General features: G+C 43.0%; 15 protein-coding genes and 1 pseudogene. 8 read left to right on the forward strand and 8 right to left on the reverse strand.

The features are described from left to right. Positions 1–170 precede the first annotated feature (170 nt). A complete protein-coding gene (locus tag F6K46_RS25675) occupies positions 171–569 on the forward strand; it encodes a hypothetical protein (RefSeq protein ID WP_293062368.1) in 399 nt (132 codons plus the stop codon). 80 nt (positions 570–649) lie between these two features. Beyond that, positions 650–781, forward strand: coding sequence for a hypothetical protein (locus tag F6K46_RS25680; RefSeq protein WP_269087039.1), 132 nt, complete (start codon positions 650–652; stop codon positions 779–781). A 46-nt stretch (positions 782–827) separates the two neighbouring features. Here F6K46_RS25680 and F6K46_RS25685 read toward each other — a convergent pair whose 3' ends face one another. Further along, complete coding sequence (locus F6K46_RS25685) at positions 828–2,162, reverse strand: glutamine synthetase family protein (RefSeq protein ID WP_075901696.1); 1,335 nt, start codon at positions 2,160–2,162, stop codon at positions 828–830. Between the two features lie 518 nt (positions 2,163–2,680). Here F6K46_RS25685 and F6K46_RS25690 point away from each other — a divergent pair. After that, the gene (locus F6K46_RS25690) at positions 2,681–3,070 is read left to right on the forward strand and encodes a RidA family protein (RefSeq protein ID WP_075901698.1); all 390 of its coding nucleotides are present in this window, start codon (positions 2,681–2,683) and stop codon (positions 3,068–3,070) included. Positions 3,071–3,270: 200 nt separating this feature from the next. Here the strand turns inward: F6K46_RS25690 and F6K46_RS25695 are convergent, their stop codons facing one another. The 3 genes from F6K46_RS25695 to F6K46_RS25705 form a co-directional block, all read right to left on the reverse strand. Then, on the reverse strand, positions 3,271–4,437 hold the full coding sequence (locus F6K46_RS25695; protein ID WP_293062362.1) for a catalase: 1,167 nt from the start codon (positions 4,435–4,437) through the stop codon (positions 3,271–3,273). Between the two features lie 202 nt (positions 4,438–4,639). Then, entirely contained in the window at positions 4,640–6,208 is a 1,569-nt protein-coding gene (locus F6K46_RS25700) for a peroxidase family protein (RefSeq protein WP_293062360.1), read from the reverse strand. Positions 6,209–6,461: 253 nt separating this feature from the next. After that, positions 6,462–8,261, reverse strand: coding sequence for an ABC transporter substrate-binding protein (locus F6K46_RS25705; RefSeq protein WP_293062358.1), 1,800 nt, complete (start codon positions 8,259–8,261; stop codon positions 6,462–6,464). A gap of 999 nt (positions 8,262–9,260) precedes the next feature. Between F6K46_RS25705 and F6K46_RS25710 the strand changes: the two genes are divergently transcribed. Continuing rightward, complete coding sequence (locus F6K46_RS25710; RefSeq protein ID WP_075901718.1) at positions 9,261–10,628, forward strand: hypothetical protein; 1,368 nt, start codon at positions 9,261–9,263, stop codon at positions 10,626–10,628. Between the two features lie 185 nt (positions 10,629–10,813). Here the strand turns inward: F6K46_RS25710 and F6K46_RS40260 are convergent, their stop codons facing one another. Further along, entirely contained in the window at positions 10,814–11,233 is a 420-nt protein-coding gene (locus tag F6K46_RS40260; RefSeq protein WP_330359505.1) for a hypothetical protein, read from the reverse strand. 519 nt (positions 11,234–11,752) lie between these two features. Between F6K46_RS40260 and F6K46_RS25720 the strand changes: the two genes are divergently transcribed. The 4 genes and pseudogenes from F6K46_RS25720 to F6K46_RS25735 form a co-directional block, all read left to right on the forward strand. Next, the gene (locus F6K46_RS25720; protein ID WP_008184715.1) at positions 11,753–12,043 is read left to right on the forward strand and encodes a DUF2499 domain-containing protein; all 291 of its coding nucleotides are present in this window, start codon (positions 11,753–11,755) and stop codon (positions 12,041–12,043) included. A 39-nt stretch (positions 12,044–12,082) separates the two neighbouring features. Beyond that, positions 12,083–12,334 (forward strand): hypothetical protein, encoded by a 252-nt coding sequence (locus F6K46_RS25725; protein WP_158069699.1) that lies wholly within the window; start codon positions 12,083–12,085, stop codon positions 12,332–12,334. 97 nt (positions 12,335–12,431) lie between these two features. Beyond that, the gene (locus tag F6K46_RS25730) at positions 12,432–12,740 is read left to right on the forward strand and encodes a DUF3593 domain-containing protein (protein WP_075901722.1); all 309 of its coding nucleotides are present in this window, start codon (positions 12,432–12,434) and stop codon (positions 12,738–12,740) included. A 247-nt stretch (positions 12,741–12,987) separates the two neighbouring features. Then, positions 12,988–13,890 (forward strand): annotated as a pseudogene (locus F6K46_RS25735) (serine/threonine-protein kinase); the annotation flags it as partial. Positions 13,891–14,191: 301 nt separating this feature from the next. On the opposite strand, the gene F6K46_RS25740 reads toward F6K46_RS25735, so the two are convergent. From F6K46_RS25740 to F6K46_RS25750, 3 genes are all read right to left on the reverse strand, one after another. Then, a complete protein-coding gene (locus F6K46_RS25740) occupies positions 14,192–14,368 on the reverse strand; it encodes a hypothetical protein (RefSeq protein WP_293062353.1) in 177 nt (58 codons plus the stop codon). A 79-nt stretch (positions 14,369–14,447) separates the two neighbouring features. Beyond that, positions 14,448–15,800: an OB-fold nucleic acid binding domain-containing protein gene (locus tag F6K46_RS25745; protein WP_293062351.1), complete on the reverse strand. Its 1,353-nt coding sequence runs from the start codon at positions 15,798–15,800 to the stop codon at positions 14,448–14,450. A gap of 180 nt (positions 15,801–15,980) precedes the next feature. Then, a complete protein-coding gene (locus tag F6K46_RS25750; RefSeq protein WP_293062349.1) occupies positions 15,981–16,634 on the reverse strand; it encodes a CHRD domain-containing protein in 654 nt (217 codons plus the stop codon). Positions 16,635–16,750 lie beyond the last annotated feature (116 nt).

A 16,750-nucleotide genomic window follows, 5' to 3' on the forward strand; every position in this document is an offset into this window, starting at 1 on the left:
TTTGAGTACTGTACCTGATTCAATCTTCGGTACAACCAAGGAGAATTCTTTGAGTTGCATTTTGCCCTTCGCACCTTGATGACAATTACCAGTTTACATGCTTTTCAAGCTTAACCGAACCGTATTGAGAAGCCTCTCGCCGTGAACAACGAGGTTTAGACCAGAAACTAGTGGCTGTGCGAGGGGAAATCAAAACTTCCCAAGAACGGCTAGAAGCCTCTCGCCGTGAACAACGAGGTTTAGACCAGAAACTAGTGGCTGTGCGAGGGGAAATCAAAACCCTACAACAACAACGAAACACTTTCCGCACTGAAGTACAGACATCACAAGAACGTTTCGTTGCTCTTCGAGGAGAAATACGCAGTTTGGAAGAGAAAATAAATGTATCTCAGGGAAAATTACGTCAATTAAACGATAAAAAGCAAGTTGCAGCCGAGAATCTACGTGTTGCAGAAATTCAGTACTGTGGTTTACAAAAAAAGCTGAGTGAATTGGAGTTAGGAATAAGCGGAATCAGGGGGACACAACAGGCATCATACAAAGTGAAACGTTACCCTCTTGCCAATTAAAGATAGGGACGGTTGCGATTAGATCAAGTGGGATTTTTTATCAGATCATATCCCCTTTTTAATTTAAAATAGAAACAACTATGCATAAGCATTCAGCTATCAGTTTAAAGCTTCTGCTAGCACCTCAAGTAGCTTGCGTGGCACAGGCTTTGGCCTTGGCCAAAAGGCCACGCGGGGCGCGTTTGGCCACGCTGTGCGAACGACGCGCTTGAGGTAGCGCATTAGCTGAGGGCTGAATGCTTACCAATATCAATACTATCAATATCGCTCTAATAAAACCTCGACTTCCTCCTCCAACTCAAAATCTTTCATTGCCTCCCACTCGGCTTTCCTTACCGCTAGATAGGCTTGAGCCAATTCTACTCCTAAGGCATCCAACAGTAATTGATCAGCACTTAAGTTACCAATCGCTTCCCCTAAAGTAGTTGGCAATAACTCAATACCCCTCTCACTACGTTCTAATTCTGTCAAATGTCCTGGATCTACCACCACGGCTTCTCCCAATTCCAAACTGTTACGAATTCCATCCAAGCCAGCCGCAATTACTGCTCCCAAGGCTAGATAAGGATTAGAAGAAGCATCAACAGTTTTAAGTTCAAAATTGCTTGGACTTCCACCGTCTGGGTTACTCGGTACCCTAACCGCAGCCTCTCGGTTATCGATTCCCCAACAACGGAACGCGCCACTCCAACAATGAGGGCGAATCCGTCGATAAGAATTAGTACTGGGTGTGGTTAGTGCCATTAAAGCAGGTAAATGCTGTAAAATTCCAGCAATAAACTGACAGGCGACTTGGGAAAGTCCCCCATCCCCTTCTGGATTGAGTAACAGGTTTTTCCCATCCCGCCATAGGCTGAGGTGGAGGTGACAACCATTACCAGCTTGGTCAGCTAGGATTTTGGGCAGAAATGAGGCAACCAGGTGATGTTGAAATGCGATCGCTTTTACTGTCTCCCGGAAGGCTATTTGTTGATCTGCCGCTGGTAGGGCTTGGGTGTATAGTATAGAAATTTCCTGTTGACCAGGACCAGATTCTGGGTAATACTGCTCTACAGGCATCCCTTGCTCCACCAAGGCTTCAGCAATGTGGTCAATCACCTGCTGATGTTGATCCATTGCCAGCGTCGAGGCAAATACGGTATTGTCTACCGGTAGAATCCCCTCAGGAGTTGGCTGCAGCAGGTAAAACTCATTTTCAAATGCAGCAACCACTTGTAAGCCCTCACTTTCCGCTTCTGCTACCATCCTTTTGAGGAAGTTTCGGGGACAACAGGGCCATGGGCTACCATTGTTGACCATATCCCCAAACACACGGGCATGACCAGGAGCATAGGGTAAGGAGGTTAAGGTTTCCCAATCCGGTACTAAGCGGATTTCACCGATAGGTCCCAAGCCACTGCCTGGGACTGGGACATCATACATCACCGGTAGAGCTTGCTGGGCTGCTGAAATGCCCACACCGTGTTTGAGGTAGTCTGGTAAGGTTTTCCGGTGGACTGCTTTACCACGGATTATGTTAGCATTGTCGCACCAAAGGATACGCACAAATCGAATACCTAGTTGATCTATAGTTTTCAGGATTTTATTATTCATTCACATACGCCTTTTTTGGAAATTCTTAGTTTTTGTGGTGTTTAACTAGTAGCAAATATTCTCTCCAAAATCTAGATTCAGTATATAATAATTAATGGTAAATTGTTACTATTGTTAATAGTTAATGGTTACAGTAATTAAGCATAAATCGGGTTTCTTAATATAATTACTGGATTTCAGCCTTTGATTTATAACCAGTTTGACTCCGTGGGTGGAACGGGCATCTTGCCCGTTTTATTTCCAGACTGGCGGTCTCAACAGTGGCGAAAAGGTAGAAAATGAGGGCTCGCCCGTCTTCTGTGCGCACCCTACGCACTACTGATAATGAGGTGCATTGATGACATAGCACTTTCTGACCCCTCATCCTACTAATACCACTATTACCCATCATCCCCCTATTCTTGACCTCCTCACTACCAAGATCAAGACTTATCGGTCAGGGATAAGGCTGAGATGGGAATCCTCAAACTGTTATCTTGGAATGTGTTAACTTGTCCATCCTGGAACGACTGAAGACTATGACACGAAACATTATCCGTACCCCCAATGCCCCAGCACCTGTAGGACCATACAATCAAGCGATCGCAGTCAGCGGTCAAATGATTTTTGTAGCTGGTCAAATTCCCCTTGACCCTAGCACCGGTGAGATTGTTGGTGCTAATGATGTCGCCAAGCAGACAGAACAGGTAATGGCTAATGTTGAAGCTATCTTAGTCGCTGCTGGAGCTAAAATCCCGGACATAGTCAAAACCACGGTATTTCTGGCAGATATGAATGATTTTGCGACAGTAAATCAGATCTATGCCAAATACTTTAACGAGGAAGACGCTCCAGCTCGTGCCTGTGTTGAGGTTTCCCGACTACCTAAGGATGTTTTAGTCGAAATTGAATGCATTGCTGTGATCTAGTCTTGTGGAAGCTGCTAGGGTTTTAGCTGACTGCAAATAGCTAACTGATTACGAAGGAGCTGGGGGGGCGACTTGAATAGTTATAATTCTCTGGGTATAATTCTTGGGTGTTTCTTATTTGTTACTTAAAAATTTAAAATTAGCAAGTAACAAGTAACATATTACTTGTTACTTTTAACATGTATGCTTAAGTTGAAAGACTAGTAGTTGAGTCCTCGTTTTTGATAACGATACTTAGCCACAATCGGATAAACTACATTACGGAGCCGGTTGAGAGCTCCCACAGGACGATGAACTACTAAGCCATTCCACGGGGAAAATCGTAGGTTTTCAGCAGAGTCGTATTGTTTGTCAAAATCGATGATCTGATGCTTGACTGTAAGGCGACCAACCGTAAAAAATGGTGATTTCTTCTCACTCCAACGAATTGTGACATCATCGATGGACATTTTCGGGTTGGTTTGGAATTGGATGCCAAAGTCCCAGCAATAAAGGGCATCGGTTTTTGATAGTTGTTCGATCAGCTCGTCTCGATAGTAATTGTCCGGTTTGCTTTCATCCAATCCCAGAGCCTTGGCGCGATTGATGAAGGGAAGTTTGGGAATACCTGGTCGGGACTGATATCGCATGCTTTGATGGGGAGGCTGGCATGAAACAGGGGTAAAGGCATATTTGATCACAGCGGGATAGTCAACAGGAACTAAGCCCGGTTGAGACTGATCAAAATCTGGTTTGAGTCCAAGGGCATAAGCAGAACCACTCCAATACCGTTCCGTTAATAAACTCTTTGGGGTTCGAGCTGTTACTTTAGCTAGGGCTAGCAATTGCCTGGGATGAGTCCTGAGCCACTTTTGGGCAGCTTTTTCTGACTCAACTATGGAGCCAAAAAATTCATAATAATATTTGATGGTTTTGATAAAAAAGATCTTGGCATTTTGAACAATAATATCTTGAGTGTTTGGTTCGTAGCTTTGTTCTAGGCTTTCTCCTTCAACACCAATCACTTTCACAGACATTGAGCGTGTGTCTTCGACATAGTCGTTTTCAACATTTGTTCGCCCATTGGCAAATCGTAGCTGAACAGGATATTGTTTCGGTTTCGCAAAAAGTCCTTGCTTGAGGGAAATCCCATTGAGTTGCTCTTGAGTAAGCCGAGTTCGTTTCCCTAGTTCGGTCTTAATACTCTGTTGATCAAAATCAAAAATTTCTAGGTTTCCCTCCACCGAGGCGTGGGTTTTGGCATGGGTGTCTCGCAAAGCCCGTTCTTCATCCTTGTAAAGCTTATCCATCTGAATCCTGACTTGCTCGGCTACAAGGTCGTAATAGTTTCGTTCGTCCTTTTCGGGATATTCTGTAAATAGCTTCATGGTTATTTTTTATAGAAAAATTTTGAGGAATTGGTTGTGCTCAAAACTCCTTGAGGATACCAGTGGGTTTGATCGGGTACTGTCAAATTCTGTGAGCAGATAGCTGGTGATTGAGACTCAAATTTTACTTAACCGGTGATTTTTAAATCAGAGAGCTTGAATTTCTTGTTGAATTTTTCCTTGACAATACCCGATGCCTTGCTTACGGATTGTCAAATGTTACTTTATAGCTTTTATCCTGCTGTTGAGTATTGCGGTTTACCACATCTGAGAGAGTATTGGTGTTTTGTATTACTTCCCAACCGACCGGAGAAAAAGTTTCTTCGTTGAAGATATTTTCTGCCAACAAGGGATTGGTCAATGCTTGGGAAAACGCATCAATTGCTATCAGTCGGTTAACCAAGGGAGGTACTGTCGCATTTGGTGGCACATCCTCGGCATAGAGTCCCACATAGAATTCAATATTGTTAACATCACCGTATAACCGTTTTAGTTCCCTTTGAGTATCTTCATCAGCTGTGATCTGATCGAAATCCGTCACCCGGGGAAACTGACACATTTCCCGGTAATCATTGTAGCTAGCCAGTTGAGCTTGACGACCTAAGTCGAGACTTGCCAATTCAACAGGTATTAGGAATTCTGAGGTGTTAAACAAACCAATTTTGCTGCCTGCTTGGGAACAGGTCTCCTCAAACAATGGTCCCAAGCCTTTATTGATCAGCATTTCATTATTCCAGAGGCTATCCACCATCGGAATTTGCTTGCTGTCATAGGTCAGAGTTTCGGGAAGGGCACTGTGCCAACGATATACCAAACTAAATTCTACTGTCATCCAATTCTGGCGATACCATCTCTCATTGGTAAACGCTGGGGGATCGACAATGAAATTAAAGTGATAGGAGGTAATGTGATTAACATATTCTTCCACCACAATTTTCATGATTACCACCATCACGATGTTTCTGGCCGTTTGGAAGAGTCGCTCGTCATCCCAATCGGGATAATGCTTAGCCAGTAAATCACACAGGCGATTGTGTTCCCTCAGACACAGAACGTTATGCATTACATAGCCAATTTGGACATTGGCTCGTTCTACACCCATGGCAAATAGTTTGGCTTTCTTAGCTGGGTCTAGTCGCTTCTGATCATTGAGCGGCTCATACAACCCGTCAAACTCTGGCTTGACCACTCCCTGTTCTGGATCGTCGTAATAGAAGAGAGGATATTCTTCACCATTGATAATCTGGCTTTTCAGTTTCCCGCCCTGATGGGATCTCAGCATGTCTGTAGATTTTCTGTTCAACCCATAGACGGGACATAAATCGATGGCGTGGTTAGAGGTATTCTTTAATTTATTGTAGTGATCAGTGCGCAAAAAGCCATCCGTAAACCACTGCACCCAATAGGGAAACAGCAGGGTAGACTTCTCGGAATAGATGGTTTTCCCCTCTTGTTTGCGAAACAAAACAGCAAGGTCTTCGAGAGGGGGAAGGTTCCCTGGTTTGTTGAACTCTGGATCGGGGGGTAAATGTCGTCCGCTCCAGGTTCGGTCTGTTAATGAGTCCCAAGAAGTATAGGGTGCGATCGCGCTTAACTTATGGGGACGAGTGGGAATTTTGTAGACGACATTGTTAATCATTGTTTTGTTGGCTTGACGTCTTAGAGAGTCGTTGCTTTGAATAAACTCCCAAATCCCCTTGAAGTTGTTTAAAGCCAAGTTTTCTAACCGGTTCCTAAATCCGTCTCTAGATGTATTCCTTTTTTTTGTCATCGAACTAGTTCCCTTTTGGATATATAGCCTTGAGAAATAGGTCATGAAAAACTATGCCTATTTCTCATAACGACAAAAACTACTCGTAACTCTTTACTACTCTGACATTTGCCCTGTTCGCTGTTCGCTTTTGGCCTCACTCCTCTGTTTACATCTCAAATAAAAAGCCTAGAGCAGTATTACTTGTCCCAAGAGTTTTTGTCCCAAGAGTTGTTACCTTTGAAGTTACACATTTGTAATTATAGTGTTCTATCTAAATCTTATCCACAGTTTCAAAGGATTCTGAACCCAGTGGACTGGGCTTCCAGCCTTGAATATTGGCGCGCTTACCTAAAAGCGGTTGGGAGTGGACAATGGGAATGCGCACGGCTTCTTCAAATAAAATTTTATCCACTTGGCGATAGATTCTTGCTCTAGCATCCTTGTCTTGGGTCTTACGACCGGTTTCCAATAGCCGTAGGATTTGGTTATTTTTCCAACGTCCAAGGTCAGCGGTAGCATTAGGTCCGAAGTGGGAATAGTAGAAGTTATCTGGGTCCCCATATTCCCCAGTCCAACCCAATATAAATCCTTGGAAGCCAGGAGACTTTTGTCGGTCTTTGAGATAATCTTTCCAGGGTTTGGTTTTTAAAGTAACCTTGATGCCAATCTTACCTAAGTCATCAGCTATTGCTTGGGCGATCGCTTTGGGATCAGGATAGTAGGGGCGGAAAATTTTCATATACCACAGTTCGAGGTCAAAGCCTTTGGGGTAGCCAGCTTCCCTCAGCAGTTGCTTGGCTAGCTGTGGATCATATTTATAGCTACCAAAATTGGGTGACTCAGACCAATCCAGTAGGGGTGGGGTGAAGTGAGCATCACTCTCTCCTAAACCCTGCCAATATTTTTCGACAATCTTTTGGTGATTAATTCCTAATGCGATCGCAATCCGTACCTTTTGTTTGGAAAGGGGTTTGTAGTTGGTATTGAGGGATAGATATCCAACGTTGAAGGAGGGACGGAAAATCGATTTGAGGTTAGCCTCACCAACTAAATTTTCTAATTGCTTAGGAACTAGGTCTGAAGTGAAGTCAATCTCTCCAGATTTCAACATGGTCAGCCGCTTCCCAATATCCGGGATGAACCGCACGATTACCTTTTCTGCTTTAGGTAGGTTTGGTTTCCAGTAGTTTGGGTTTTTTTCTAGGATAATTTCCTTGCCATTACGCCACTCTTTGAATTTAAATGGACCTGTCCCTACTGCTAGAGATGAGTCACGACCATACTTAGAACCTGCTTTCTTGATGGCTGTTGGGCTAGCGATACCAAAGTAGCCTGACCCAATCATAGCTGGAAAAATGGTTAAGGGCTGTTTCAGGACAAATTGAATTGTATACTTATCTTTGATGACTATCTCTTGTAATAGGGATTTAGAGTTTCTCTTGAAGCCACCAAATAAATCAGCCCAAATTTGATACTTTCTGTCTTTATCGCGATAGCCATATTTGTTTTCCGGGTCCCACCAACGCTCGACATTGAACTTAACCGCTTCAGCATCGAAATTAGTCCCGTCATGAAACTTCACCCCTTGGCGCAGTTTAAATGTCCAAACTCTGCTATTCCGAGACGCTTCCCAATCAGTAGCTAATCCCGGTTCCAGTTCAATCGTTCCCAGCTTGTATTCCACTAGGCGATTGTAAATTTGTTTCTGGACAACTAGGGATTCCCGGTCGCTGATATTACCCGGTTCTAGGTTTTCTGGTTGTCCCACTGCTCCGTAAACGATTGTCCTTCCCTTGGAATCCTTAGGAGGTTTAGTTGGGGAAGGAGTAGGAGTTGGAGTTGGAGTTGGAGTTGGAGTTGGAGTAGGGCTGGGAGTAGGGCTGGGACTAGGGCTGGGACTAGGGCTGGGACTAGGGCTGGGACTAGGGCTGGGAGTTGGACTCTCAGAAACAGTAGGAGTAGGACTGGGAGGGGTATTTTTCCCAATCCAATTAGAAGGGCTAACGCAGTTAGAGAGAACTATAGTTAGGACAAAAGCCACAAGCAACAGTATGGGTCGCCATCGCCTCATTGATAAAACTCCTTTATATTGCGGCTGTTGCCAAGAATCGGTAACTAATAGGCATTAGTGATTTGTGATTAGTTTTTATTGACAGGACTTACCCTTGCTTCTGTTCCTCAACCATAATTGTAGGGGAGCAATGGTTACGTCATCACTATATGTAGCGCAACTGCTTAAGTCCTTATTGATTTATGTTGATTTGAATACATCTCCGATTATAAAAATAATTTCCGAACTTTTAGGCGTTAATTGTGTTTTTTAAGTGTTTTGCGTTATCAAAAAAGTGGTCAAACCCAAATTAACCAAAAAGTTGGAAGCCAGAACTTTGAGCAGGGGGACCCTGGCTTCCCGCTACCTATCACTAAAGACACCATAACTATGGTAAAACCTATACCTGCCCCGCGTCCCCTCACTCCCTAACTAAGGCAGGGCGCTAACTGATCCAAGGCTACAGTCAGTGTCCAATGGCTATGACTCCGCAACAGTTCTACAGCAAATGGGAAGTGACCCATCAGGTCCTTGCTTGTATATGTTCCCGTTCTAACACCAAACACCAAACACCTAACACCAAACACCTAACACCAAACACCTAACACTTAACACTTAATACCTAACACTTAATACCTAACACTTAATACCTAACACTTAACACCTAATTTTTATGAGAAAATGTTAAAAAAATCAATCGAAATTTCATTTGTATAGGACTAAAACCTATAGTATGACGATCCCATAGCCTGTAGTAGGGCTTAAGCGCACTTGGCAATTGCCGCTAATTTTGTGTCCATGACCCCTCATAAAAACAGGGTGTATTTAGCCTATCCCATCAGTAAAACTTATGGGATAGGGTCTTGACTCTGGAGCAGTTATTATGATTAACTGCTCACAGTTAAGTACGAGGGTAGCAGCGGGCACGGTTTGTCCTACTCCTAGACGGAGATAGGTTCATTTCTAATTTCGCTTGTAATTTGTAATAAGTCGTATGTTAGGTCTGTATGGAGTAAGCATATGGATGGTGCTTCTGGCAGCAAAAGGCTAATTGGTAATCACACCCATCAAGAGGATGCATTGAACTCAAGCGTAAACTCAAATGCGATCGCAAAATCAAGCTCTATTCTGGACTTGATTTCCTCAAATTCAGATCAAGTCAGGGTATTTGCCTTCGATATCCGAAGCCAACCCCACTTTCAGGGCAAGAATACACTTGAACCTTGGGCGTCACGAGCCTTAGCTGTAGCTGGTTCAGAAGATGTCGTGATCATTCCTGGCAATCTGGATGCAGAGTACTACGACTGGCTGAAAAATCTTGGCTTAGGACCCCAGAAAGTCTTTGCCTTCAACCGTGAAAATGAACCAGCACTGCTCTCAGAGCTGATAATGCAAAAAGCGGATGAAGTTAGAGCATTTCTTGCATCTATCGGAAAACCTTTGGTGTTTGTTCCCTATTATTCTGCAGATGTAGATAAAGAGGCGGCGTCAACCATTGATGCCGTTTTTTTTGGCTGTGATCAGTCTATTACCTTAAAGTATTTTGACAAGTCCACCTTCAAGTCCCTGTGTCAGTCTCTTGGTATTCCCACAGTACCAGGAACTATCCTGAGTAAATCATCAGACTCTGAGGATTTTGAGACAGAACTGCGACAGGAAATCTTAGGTTGGCTTAAGGATTATGAGACGTTACTGATCCGGGGCGCACAAGGGTCTGTAGGCTCATCACTTTATAAAGTTAACAGGAGTAACCTCGACACTGAGATGCCAAAAATGCTGGCATCGGGAGAGAGTTGTTTTTTAATTGAGCCATTCCTCAAAGTCATTACATCCCCCAATGACCAGTGGATGATTGGCAGCAATGGAGAAATTGCTCATCTGGGCATAACATGCCAGCTGTTTAATGGGTTACAACATATCGGTAACGTGAAAGGAAAACCCTATTCAAAAAGGATAGAAGGGTTAATTCGCGATTACTCCTTCAAAATAGCCCAGCACATGCGAGATGATGGCTATCTTGGCATCTTAGGCATCGATTATATTGTCACAGATCAAGGAATATTTCCCATCGAAAACAACGCCCGACTGAACGGATCGTCCTTTGCATTTTTCATTCTTGACAATTTGTTTGGTTCTAGTGACTACGATGGATGCTGGAAGGTTTTGAGAATTAAAATCGAACCCTGTAGTTTTAGCACCCTAAGGGAAAAGATTGGTTCCTTAATCTACCAGGGTAATAGTACTCAGAATTTTGTCTTTCCTTATGAATTTGACACCTTACGAACTCAAGGGGATGTCACTCTATTAATTGTAGCTGAGGATTTACATCACCTAGAATACGTTGAGAAAGAGCTATTATCTAAACTAGAGATAGCAGCTCTTAATTGAACTAAGGATTGATATAAAGAAGATACGGCAATCATCAGATGAATTTATCCATTTACAGGGGAAATGGTAAACCTAGGCATATCAATTAGGTATGTAAAGTTAACCTAGGCTTTTTCCCTCTTTTTCTTTTTTCGGCTTGAGTTTAGATTAATTAAATAAAACAGATGATTATAGTGATTCATAATCTAAACCAAATCAATATGCACATTATCAATAGCCCAGTTATCGAATCCAGAACCACTATGGTTAAGCTGTAGCCAGCGGAACTGAGTAGCACTAGTTATAGCATCGGTGTCAATGCTCTCAGTAATAGTTTTCCAACTGATGTAGTCTTCTGTGTCATACAAACCCAGTCTTACCCAAGAGATACCGCTATCAATGGAATATTCAAGAGCGATATCTTCCCCAGAATCGGCATTCTCCCCTCCATTATTACTATTACCAATGATATTACCAATGATCAGATCAAAGGAAATAGTACCGCCACGGTAAACATCTAGGGCTTGGGTAATAGCATAACGGGAGTTATCTTCTGCAGAACCGCCATCAAACCAAAGGGAGTTGCCATCGCCACCAAAGTTGGTATTAACTTGACCATTGCTAATTTATGCCCATTGGCTATTATCGCTATCCGGTATCAATCAACCGTAGAATCGGCCATATCCACCACTCCTATACTCAAGGTAAACGTGCCAGCTGTTGTAAACTCGTAAGTAAATGTTTTGTAGCCAGTCTGTGAATTAAAAGAAGTCGTGGAGGCGACAAAGTCACTAGTTGTATCGGCTAGTTCCAACAGGTCCCCTGAGGAGATAGAGACAAAGGCAAAATCGTTATATAGCTATAAGAAACGCTATATTTAATTTAGCCAGGATAGGATTAGGCATGTTCGGATTGGTTATTAGCATTAGTACTAATCATAGTTTAAAGTTTAGGTAAAGTAGCTGGTATAATCTTGGTATACTCAAACAAGTCAACGGTCGATAATGGGATGTCTAGAAGCCTCACTATTATCAAGCTTGGGTTTTGGTAACTTTAAAATTAGTAATTTTAATTTTGATTACTCCTAAGCCATTACCCATTACCCATTACCCATTACCCATTAGTCTGTAGTACTAAGTTTTTTTATGCATGCTCTATCAATTCCAACTTGGATTATTCACATTTCCAGTGTTATCGAGTGGATTGCTGCAATTTGGTTAATCTGGACCTATGGTGAAATTACTGGCAATCGTGCATGGTGGGCATTGTCTTTTGCTATGTTACCAGCATTGGTCAGTGCGATGTGTGCTATCACCTGGCACTTTTTTGACAACCAACAATCCCTGGAGTGGATGGTAACACTCCAAGCAGCGATGACGGTTGTAGGTAACTGTACCCTTTGTGGAGCAGCTTGGTGGATTTGGCGTTCAGCGTAGGGTTGCTACCAATGCCAGGGATAAGTTTTACGGTAAGCATTGAGCTATCAGCTATCAGCTATCAGCTATCAGCTATCAGCTATCAGCTATCAGCTATCAGCTATCAGCTATCAGCTATCAGCTATCAGCTATCAGCTATCAGCTATCAGCTATCAGCCTATCAGCTATCAGCTATCAGCTATCAGCTATCAGCTATCAGCCATTAGCCTTGGCCTATGGCCACGCTACGCGAATGGCCACGTTACGGGAACAGTTTATGCGCTACACCCACGCTACTTGAGGTGCTTTTGAATAAAATAAGCTGACGGCTGACGGCTGACGGCTGACGGCTGAATGCTTACGTTTTACGAATCATTTTGACAACTCGAGCATTTTTCCTGATCTTCAGATGATTTCTAAAGAAACATTATTTGCTATTTCCCTATTTCCTTACCTAGGATTCTTGTGGTTTATCACTCGTTCTGGACAAACACCCCGTTTAGCGCTAATCGGATTTTACGTCCTCTTGGTGTTTGTTTTTATTACTATTCCAGCTGGGATTTATTCCGAGGTAGTTTATCAGGAAGCATTAGCTGATGTGGATTGGCTACATGGCAGTGCTGAGTTTTTTTTAACCCTGTCCAATACTTTAGTAGTATTGGGGTTCCGACAAGCAATTATGGAACATATCGCAAAGGGAACAGGGAGTAGGGAGTAGGGAGTAGGGAGTAGGGAGTAGGGAGTAGGGAATATGCCATCAAAAATTCTCACAATTCCTACAGGGATTGCTATCAGGGTTTCAAGTAATCAGGTAATTAGATGATAATGAGGGGATAGGGAGATCAGCTAGATAAGATCAAAAAATCCCCTATGATGACCATCAGTCCTGATCACATCATTGTTTATCTGTTCATAGATAGGGCAATATATAATTATAGATAAAAGCCCGACTGCTGACCACGATAATGAGCTACTGTCTCAATCCCACTTGCCCCAATCCCAAAAATCGAGAAGGAACTAAATTTTGCATTGCCTGTGGCTCGAAGTTGCTGCTCAAAGAGCGATACCGAGGGATTAAACCTATAGGTCAGGGTGGATTTGGTAAAACCTTCTTGGCTGTGGATGAAGATAAACCTTCCAAACCTCCCTGCGTCATCAAGCAGTTTTTTCCCCAAGCCCAGGGAACTAACACGGTTCAAAAAGCAGCTGAGTTATTCACCCTGGAAGCGGTACGGCTGGATGAGTTGGGCAAACATCCTCAAATTCCGGAATTGCTGGCGTATTTTTGTCAAGATAGCCAACAGTATTTGGTGCAAGAGTTTATCGATGGACAAAACTTAGTCCAAGAACTGGCCAGTGGGGGAGGATTTAATGAAGCACAAATTCGGGCGCTACTGGATGATTTGCTGCCATTGCTGCAATTTGTTCATCAACATCATGTCATCCACCGGGACATCAAGCCAGAAAACATTATTCGCCGCAGGAGTTTAAGGTCTTCGGTTGTCGGGGGAGCAACCCAGGTCCCTGGTCAACTGGTTCTAGTTGATTTTGGAGCATCGAAAGCTGCTACTGGCACTAGTCTAGGCAAAACTGGGACAGCGATTGGCTCATTTGGTTATGTATCACCAGAGCAAAGTATTGGTAGAGCAGTTTTTGCCAGTGATATCTATAGTCTTGGTATCACTTGTATTCATTTGTTGACCAATAGGCACCCCTGTGATTTATTTGATGTCAGGGAGGGTGTCTGGATTTGGCGCAACGTTTTGAGTCATCCTATTAGTGATCAGCTTGGTCGCATCATCGACAAGATGATAGCGGGGGCTATTAACCGACGTTATCAATCAGCGGCTGAGGTAAGTAAAGAGTTGCATCTTCAGACAACTCCCGCAACACCTCTAAGGCAACAAAAACCAGTTACACCTTTAAGACAACGAAAACCAGTTACACCTATCAAACCTACTGTACCATCAAAGCCTGCAGTTGGGGGATTGAATAAAAGGATTGCTCAAGAATTAGAAGAATTGAAGTCTGAAATTATGGGTAATCCGACCCCTAACTCAAAACATCCAACTCTTGGCTCTAAGGTTGCTGGTTCTAGCAGTTTACCGAAAACTAAAACTAAACTTGATCGGGAATTGGAGGAGATTCAATCTGAGTTTATTGGCTCTTCTAATCCTCAGCAAAATCCTGGTTAAGGTTGAGACAGAAGGGAGCAGGGAGTAGGGAGTAGGGAGTAGGGAACAGGGAGCAGGGAGCAGGGAGCAGGGAGTAGGGAAAAGGGAAAAGGGAATAGGGAATAGTAAAAAAGAGCTCCGAAGAGTTTTTGATGTTATTATAAATCAGCAAGATTGTTCATGAACTATTTGTAAATGCTATAGTTTTAGTAGATTGCTAAGAACAGAAGAGCAAAGACTCAACTCCTTACTCAACTCTTAATAACTGGAGCAGTACGGGCATCAAATCCGCTAGCTTTGAGAGCATTAACCGTTACTTGGTCATCTTGCACCCAGTATTTAGAATCAAAACGGACAAATTGATACTGCTGGGGTGTAGGAATAGTTGCCAGTACGGGTACTTTTGCCTGACGTTTTTTACCGGAATGTTTTTGCAGAATCGATTTTAATTGGTTAAGGTTGTTTGTCGTAACTTGCTTAGGGGTAAGTTCTACTACTACTGTTCTTAAACTTTCAATTAGCTCAGCATCTTCAATAATCAGTTGAATTTTCTCATCTCGCTCATCCACCTTCGCCCAAATAATTAAACGGGAATCGGCTTGCAGTAATGAACTAATTTTTTCGTAAGTTTTTGGGAATACAACTCCTTCAGCTTGACCGGTCAGATCTTCCATCTGCACAAAGGCCATGCGTTCATTATTTTTTTTGGTGAGGTGAGGCTTAACTTCAGTGAGCATCACAATAGCACTCAACGTTGTCCCCTTCTTTTGGTCTCCTAACTCGGCCAAACTGACAGGAGAAAGCACTTGAGCTACTGGACGGGCTGATTTTAAAGGATGGTCAGACACATAAAAACCCAGCAATTCTTTTTCCCAATTTAATTTTTCTTGGCGTGAAAAATCAGAAACTGCTGGAGCGGTGGGAGCAGATTCCCAAGCATTATTGTTCTGATTTTGATCTTGCTCAGAATTAGTATTGCCAAAGAGATCAAAAATGTTCAGCTGACCACTTTCTCGGTCTTTGGCACGGTCTTGCCCCCAACTAATTACTGGGTCGAGGTCTTTGATAAGTTGCTGGCGGTTGGGCTGAATGCTATCAAAGGCACCACAGTAAATCAAAGCTTCCAAACCACGGCGGTTAAGGGTGCGCAAATCGACGCGATCGCATAAATCTGCCAAAGCCTTAAACTCACCACCAGTCTCCCGAGCCTTGATAATACAATTAATTGCTCCGTGTCCCAAATTCCGGATTGCTGAAAACCCGAACAATATACTATTAGAGATGGGGGTAAAATCAAAATCAGAACGATTGATATCCGGTGGCAAAATCTCAATGCCCATAGTTGAGCAAGTAGCAATATATTTCTGTATCTTGTCCGTGCTGTTACTACTCGCTGTCAGCAGTGCTGCCATATATTCAACTGGGTAATTCGCCTTGAGATAGGCAGTTTGATAGGTTACATAGCCATAGGCGGTGGAGTGAGATTTGTTGAAGCAATTGGAAGCAACCATACCGTTTGCCAAAATAAAGTTATGGTCGCTCTTGACACCAATATCATAGACAGGTTGAGTACCTAAGGATTTACGGCTGATGATTTTAACCATCGATTAAATTGACGGGGTAACTAGACTTTTACTTTTGCTGATTAGGGATTAGGGATTAGGGTTTAAATACTATAACCTAACATTATTAACCTAACATTATTTCTAATACCATTAACCATTAACCTAACCCCTAACACCTAACCCCTAACACCTAACCCTAAAAACTAAATTGACAGAGTACTAGCTTACTAGCTTTCTCTTGATTGCTGAACCTGCACCAATGACTCCCACCGCTAGTAACCCTAATACTGAGAAGGGTTCGGAGACAGGGGTAGCAATGATTTGTCCTCTAATTATCCCTGCTGGGTCATTTTCTGAGTGAAGATTCAAATAAAGATCCGTATCTGCACCAGGAGCAGTAGCCAGCAGTCCAGGAGCAATCTCACTCAAGGAAGTACTGGCAGGATCATCAAGATCCCAAATTCCTGAGATAGTGGTTGAGCCATCCGAGTTAAAGGTAACCGTGCGGTCATTATTATCCTGATCCGGACCAAAAATACCAAAGACTACCGGACCATTTTCCCCACGGGGAGCTTGGTGAAAATGGAGCAAGGTAGCAACATCTAGAGCATTTGCAGGACTTGGTACATCTGCTAGCTGGCTAAAGTCAACACCAACAACGTTAATACTGTAACTCAGTTCTGTAGCAGCATCATTGAGTTTTAAGCTGGCAGAGCCAGTTGCTGGGGATTGGGTAACCCCTCCAGGAGCGACTTCCTGAGCACTATCCAATGTTGCTTGAAACAGGGTATAGGCACTGGCTGGTGTACTAGCCAAGGATGGCAGTAATGCCAATCCTGTGACTAAGGTGGTAGATGCTAAGAAATGTTTCATGAGTTTATCCTTTAGTGTGTAGAGAAGTGGAAATTTGACCGACCTAATAACTATAGTTTTTTTTCATCAGAGAAAAAAGCGGTCAAGTCTCAACTTTTATAATATTTTTATGGCTC

Origin of the sequence: Moorena sp. SIO3E8, from assembly GCF_010692445.1 — a bacterium.
GTDB classification, from domain to species: domain Bacteria; phylum Cyanobacteriota; class Cyanobacteriia; order Cyanobacteriales; family Coleofasciculaceae; genus Moorena; species Moorena bouillonii.

Bases quoted from the DNA above. Each gene is read 5' to 3' on its own strand.
- F6K46_RS25710 (WP_075901718.1), top strand. From the start codon at position 9,261: ATGGATGGTGCTTCTGGCAGCAAAAGGCTAATTGGTAATCACACCCAT.
- F6K46_RS25705 (WP_293062358.1), bottom strand. From the start codon at position 8,261: ATGAGGCGATGGCGACCCATACTGTTGCTTGTGGCTTTTGTCCTAACT.
- F6K46_RS25730 (WP_075901722.1), top strand. From the start codon at position 12,432: ATGATTTCTAAAGAAACATTATTTGCTATTTCCCTATTTCCTTACCTA.
- F6K46_RS25685 (WP_075901696.1), bottom strand. From the start codon at position 2,162: ATGAATAATAAAATCCTGAAAACTATAGATCAACTAGGTATTCGATTT.
- F6K46_RS25745 (WP_293062351.1), bottom strand. From the start codon at position 15,800: ATGGTTAAAATCATCAGCCGTAAATCCTTAGGTACTCAACCTGTCTAT.
- F6K46_RS25720 (WP_008184715.1), top strand. From the start codon at position 11,753: ATGCATGCTCTATCAATTCCAACTTGGATTATTCACATTTCCAGTGTT.
- F6K46_RS25750 (WP_293062349.1), bottom strand. From the start codon at position 16,634: ATGAAACATTTCTTAGCATCTACCACCTTAGTCACAGGATTGGCATTA.
- F6K46_RS25680 (WP_269087039.1), top strand. From the start codon at position 650: ATGCATAAGCATTCAGCTATCAGTTTAAAGCTTCTGCTAGCACCTCAA.
- F6K46_RS25700 (WP_293062360.1), bottom strand. From the start codon at position 6,208: ATGACAAAAAAAAGGAATACATCTAGAGACGGATTTAGGAACCGGTTA.
- F6K46_RS25690 (WP_075901698.1), top strand. From the start codon at position 2,681: ATGACACGAAACATTATCCGTACCCCCAATGCCCCAGCACCTGTAGGA.
- F6K46_RS25695 (WP_293062362.1), bottom strand. From the start codon at position 4,437: ATGAAGCTATTTACAGAATATCCCGAAAAGGACGAACGAAACTATTAC.